At 63.8% G+C, this 4,972-nt stretch carries 6 protein-coding genes; 4 read left to right on the forward strand and 2 right to left on the reverse strand.

Translation table 11 applies throughout. The annotated features are described in order from the left end of the window. The first annotated feature begins 99 nt into the window (after window positions 1–99). Genes phnL through phnP form a run of 4 tightly spaced genes read left to right on the forward strand, consistent with a single transcriptional unit; the run spans window position 100 to window position 3,250 of the window. The gene (gene phnL / locus HMPREF9538_RS19415) at window positions 100–780 is read left to right on the forward strand and encodes a phosphonate C-P lyase system protein PhnL (protein ID WP_015959272.1); all 681 of its coding nucleotides are present in this window, start codon (window positions 100–102) and stop codon (window positions 778–780) included. Beyond that, window positions 777–1,913: an alpha-D-ribose 1-methylphosphonate 5-triphosphate diphosphatase gene (phnM, locus tag HMPREF9538_RS19410; RefSeq protein WP_009484481.1), complete on the forward strand. Its 1,137-nt coding sequence runs from the start codon at window positions 777–779 to the stop codon at window positions 1,911–1,913. The genes phnL and phnM overlap by 4 nt, the downstream gene beginning before the upstream one ends. Beyond that, complete coding sequence (gene phnN, locus HMPREF9538_RS19405) at window positions 1,913–2,476, forward strand: ribose 1,5-bisphosphokinase (protein WP_004151727.1); 564 nt, start codon at window positions 1,913–1,915, stop codon at window positions 2,474–2,476. The genes phnM and phnN overlap by 1 nt, the downstream gene beginning before the upstream one ends. Before the next feature lie 15 nt (window positions 2,477–2,491). Then, the gene (gene phnP / locus HMPREF9538_RS0127205) at window positions 2,492–3,250 is read left to right on the forward strand and encodes a phosphonate metabolism protein PhnP (RefSeq protein ID WP_004151728.1); all 759 of its coding nucleotides are present in this window, start codon (window positions 2,492–2,494) and stop codon (window positions 3,248–3,250) included. A gap of 21 nt (window positions 3,251–3,271) precedes the next feature. Here phnP and yjdP read toward each other — a convergent pair whose 3' ends face one another. Next, a complete protein-coding gene (yjdP, locus tag HMPREF9538_RS19400) occupies window positions 3,272–3,625 on the reverse strand; it encodes a DDRRRQL repeat protein YjdP (RefSeq protein WP_004151729.1) in 354 nt (117 codons plus the stop codon). A 70-nt stretch (window positions 3,626–3,695) separates the two neighbouring features. Beyond that, a partial coding sequence (locus tag HMPREF9538_RS19395) for an ATP-binding protein (RefSeq protein WP_009484484.1) occupies window positions 3,696–4,972 on the reverse strand: 1,277 nt, incomplete at its 5' end.

Here is a 4,972-nt window from a genome sequence, read left to right on the forward strand (position 1 = left end):
GGGGGGGGGGCGCCCCCCCCCCCCCGGCCCCACAGGTGCGTTATTCGTAGGTCGGGTAAGCGAAGCGCCACCCGGCAACTCAACCCCGTGAGAGCTAACATGATCCGCGTTGAAAACGTCCATAAAACCTTTGTTCTGCACCAGCAGCACGGCGTGCGTCTGCCGGTGCTGGCCGACGCCTCGCTGACCGTTAACGTCGGGGAGTGCGTGGTGCTCCACGGTCACTCCGGCAGCGGCAAATCGACCCTGCTGCGTTCGCTGTACGCCAATTATCTGCCGGACAGCGGCCATATCCATATCCGCCACGGCGACGAATGGGTGGACCTGGTCACCGCCACCCCACGCAAGGTGCTGGAAGTGCGCAAAACCACCATCGGCTGGGTCAGCCAGTTTCTACGGGTGATCCCGCGCATTTCAGCGCTGGAGGTGGTGATGCAGCCGCTGCTCGATCTTGGGACGCCGCGCGAAGCGAGCGCCGCGAAAGCCGCCCAGCTCCTGACCCGCCTCAACGTTCCGGAACGCCTGTGGCACCTTGCGCCGTCCACCTTTTCCGGCGGCGAGCAGCAGCGGGTCAACATCGCCCGCGGTTTTGCGGTCGACTATCCGATCCTGCTCCTTGATGAACCCACCGCCTCACTGGATGGCAAAAACAGTGCTGCCGTGGTCAACCTGATCCACGATGCCAAAGCGCGCGGCGCGGCCATCGTGGGGATTTTCCATGACGAAGGGGTACGCCGTCAGGTCGCCGACCGACTGCACTCTATGGGAATGACAGCATGATTATCAATAACGTAAAACTGGTTCTCGACGACGAGGTGGTCCACGGTTCGCTGGAAGTCCAGGACGGTCGCATCCTCGCCTTCGCCGAAAGCCAGAGCCGGCTGCCGCAGGCGCTGGATGGGGAAGGCGGCTGGCTGCTGCCGGGCCTTATCGAGCTGCATACCGATAACCTCGACAAGTTCTTTACCCCGCGGCCGAAGGTAGACTGGCCGGCCCACTCGGCGATGAGCAGCCATGACGCCATGATGGTCGCCAGCGGCATCACCACCGTGCTGGACGCCGTGGCGATTGGCGACGTGCGCGATGGCGGCGATCGTCTTGAGAATCTGGAGAAGATGGTCAATGCCGTGGAGGAGACGCAAAAGCGCGGTCTCAACCGCGCCGAACACCGCCTGCACCTGCGCTGCGAGCTGCCGCATCACACCACGCTGCCGCTGTTTGAAAAGCTGATCGATCGCGAGTCGGTGAGCATGGTCTCTCTGATGGACCACTCGCCGGGCCAGCGTCAGTACGCCGATCGCAGCAAGTACCGCGATTATTATCAGGGCAAATATCATCTGACGCATGACGAAATGGACCGTTTTGAAGCCGAGCAGATGGCTCTGGCCGCCACCTGGTCGCAGCCCAATCGCCAGACCATCGCCGCCATGTGCCGCGCCCGCCGTATCGCCCTCGCCAGCCACGACGACGCCACCGAGGCGCATGTGGCCGAATCCCACCAGCTAGGGAGCGTGATCGCCGAGTTTCCCACCACGCTGGCCGCGGCGCAGGCTTCACGTCAGCACGGGATGCACGTCCTGATGGGGGCGCCGAATATCGTGCGCGGCGGTTCCCACTCCGGCAACGTCGCCGCCCACCAGCTGGCGAGCCACGGTTTGCTGGACATCCTCTCATCTGACTATTACCCCGCCAGCCTGCTGGATGCCGCTTTCCGCATCGCCGACGCCGAGGACAATGCCTTCACCCTGCCACAGGCGATCCGTCTGGTCAGTCAGCATCCGGCGCAGGCGCTGGGCCTTGACGATCGCGGCGTCATCGCCGAGGGGAAACGCGCCGACCTGGTGCTGGCGCACCGTCGCGGCGAACATATCCAGATCGACCATGTCTGGCGCCAGGGAAAGAGGGTCTTTTAATGCCAGGAAAACTGATTTGGCTGGTGGGCCCCTCCGGCTCCGGTAAAGATAGCCTGCTGGCGGCGCTGCGCCAGCGCGAGCACCCGCAGCTGCTGGTGGCCCATCGTTACATAACCCGCCCGTTTAACGCGGGCAGCGAGAATCATATCGCCCTCAGCGAACATGAGTTTTTTACCCGCGCCGAGCAGCATCTTTTTGCTCTCAGCTGGCACGCCAACAATACTTACTATGGCATTGGCGTGGAGATCGACCTCTGGCTGCACGCCGGCTTTGACGTGGTGGCCAACGGCTCCCGCGCCCATCTGGCGCTGGCCCGGGAACGCTACGGCGAGGTGCTGGTGCCGATCTGTCTCGCCGTCTCGCCGCCGGTGCTGCGCCAGCGGCTGGAGCAGCGCGGCCGGGAAAACGCGCTGGAAATCGCCCAGCGTCTGGAACGCGCCGCGCGCTATAAGCCGGACAACTGCCTGACATTGAATAACGACGGCAGTCTCCGACAATCGGTCGATGAATTTTTCCGCCTGCTGCGCAGCCACGCGGCGCGCGAAGCGGATCAACTGGTATAAACAAAAGGTGACACGATGAGCCTGACCCTCCGCTTAACCGGCACCGGCGGCGCTCAGCTGGTGCCGGTCTTCGGCTGCGACTGCGCGGCCTGCCGCCGCGCACGCCGCGAGGAGAGCCACCGACGCCGCCCCTGTAGCGGAGTGGTCACGTTCAACAGCGCCGTGACGCTGCTTGATGCCGGACGACCGGATCTGATGGAGCATCATCCCGCCGGCAGCTTTCAACAGGTGCTGCTGACCCACTACCATCTGGATCATGTGCAGGGGCTGTTTCCGCTGCGCTGGGGAGTCGGCGCGTCGATTCCGGTCTATGGCCCGCCGGATGACGCCGGCTGCGACGATCTGCTCAAACACCCCGGTCTGCTTGACTTTAGCCATACCGTCACGCCGTTTGTGATGTTTAACCTGCAGGGGCTGCGGGTGACGCCCCTACCCCTTAATCACTCGAAGCTGACCTTTGGTTATCTGCTGGAGTCGGCCCACAGCCGGCTGGCCTGGCTCTCGGATACCGCCGGGCTGCCGGACAAGACGCTGAAGTTTTTGCTCAATAACCGCCCGCAGGCGATGATCATCGACTGCAGTCATGAGCCGCGCGCGCAGACCCCGCGTAACCATAACGATCTAAACACCGTCCGCAGCCTTAACCAGGTCATTGGCTGTCCGCGGGTGATCCTCACCCATATCAGCCACCAGTTTGACGTCTGGATGATGGATAACCCGCTGCCGACAGGTTTCGAAGCGGGCTATGACGGGATGGAAATAGCGCTGGATTAAGCGCTGGCCTGCGGGGGGCGATCAGTAGCTATCATCCAGCCGACGCTGGTCGCTTTCTAACTGACGACGATCGCGGTCGAGCTGACGCTGGCGTTCATCCAGCTGGCGGCGGCGCTCGTCCAGCTGGCGTTGCCGCTCGTCATACTGGCGCTGACTGTCACGGCTCTGCTGACGGCTCCCCTGATAGCGCCCGTCATCATACCGGCCATCGTCATCGTATCTGTCGTCGTCATCGGAGCGACTGCTGCCCGGGTTATAGGCGTCGTTAATGGCTTGCTGAATATTGCCGATCGCGTCATCGATAATATCGGCGCGAGCGGCCAGGCTGGTCAGCGACAGAGTGCAAAAGAGCAGTGCGGTTGCGTAACGTTTCATCGGGGCCAATCTCATCAGAGTCCTGCCGCTACCTTAATCATCCGCATGAAACCCGGGTAGCGGAGGAATCTCAAATCCTCGCGTACGCCGCGCTCAGCGCCTGCGCCAGCTGGGCGCGGGTAAACGGCTTACGCAGCCACTCAACCTCCGGCAGGGCCGGGTTCTGCGCCGGACGCAAATCCTGGCCGCTGATCAGCAGCACCGGCAGCGCCGGAAAGCGGCGTCGGGCGGTATGGATCACATCGGCGCCGCTCAGGGCGCCGGGCAGCATCAGATCGCTAATCAGCAGGGCAATATCCGGCGAGGCCTCCAGCAGCTGCAGCGCCTCTTCACCGCTGGCGGTTTCCAGCGTCAGCCAGCCCAGCTGATGCAGCTGTTCACATAGCGTCTGGCGGACATCCTCTTCATCTTCCAGCACCAGCGCCAGCCGCTCGCCCGCCGGGGACGGCTCGTCCACCGCTGGCGCCACCTCCTTCTCAACCTCGGTCAACGCTCGCGGCAGCTGCAGCCGCACCGTCGTCCCCTGCCCCGGCGCGCTCTCCAGCGCCACCCGGCCGCCAGACTGGCGCACAAAGCCATACACCATCGACAGCCCCAGGCCGCTGCCGCTGCCGGTGGCTTTGGTGGTGAAGAAAGGTTCGAACACCCGGGCTTTCACCGCCTGCGACATCCCGCTGCCATGATCGATCACCTCCAGGGCCACCATATCCTGCCGCTGGCCGCTGCTGCGGGTGACCCGCTGATTCCAGGTGCGTATTTTGATGACCCCGTCGCGCCCCGCCATGGCGTCGCGGGCGTTCATCACCAGATTGATCAGGGCATTTTCCAGCTGGCCAACGTCTATCCATGCCGGCCACGCCGGCGACTGCGCCTCAATCTCCAGGCTTAAGGTCGCCGGCAGGGAATGACGCATCAGCTCGCTGAGGTTCTCCAGTAGCGGCGCCATCGCCACCGCCTGGGGATGCAGCGCCTGCTTGCGCGAAAAGGCCAGTAGCCGCTGGGTCAGAAGCGCCCCACGCTCCGCCGCCTTCAGCGCCCTGGAGAGGCGCGGCGCATCGCGCGCATCCGGCTCCACCAGCTCAAGACTGCCGATAATCACCGCCAGCAGGTTGTTAAAGTCATGCGCCAGACCTCCGGTCAGCTGGCCGACGGCCTTCATCTTCTGACTATGCAGCAGCGCCTCCTCCAGCTCCTGGCGCTTAATCCGATCGATCTCCATCTGGTTGGTCTTCTCTTTCAGCAGCCGGGTGGTGTGCTCCAGCGACGCCATATTGCGGGCGAAAACGTTAAAGGCCCGCGCCAGCTCCCCCAGCTCGTCGCGCCGCTGCAGGGCCGGCACCGAGACGT

It is taken from the genome of Klebsiella sp. MS 92-3, assembly GCF_000195655.1.
GTDB classification, from domain to species: domain Bacteria; phylum Pseudomonadota; class Gammaproteobacteria; order Enterobacterales; family Enterobacteriaceae; genus Klebsiella; species Klebsiella pneumoniae.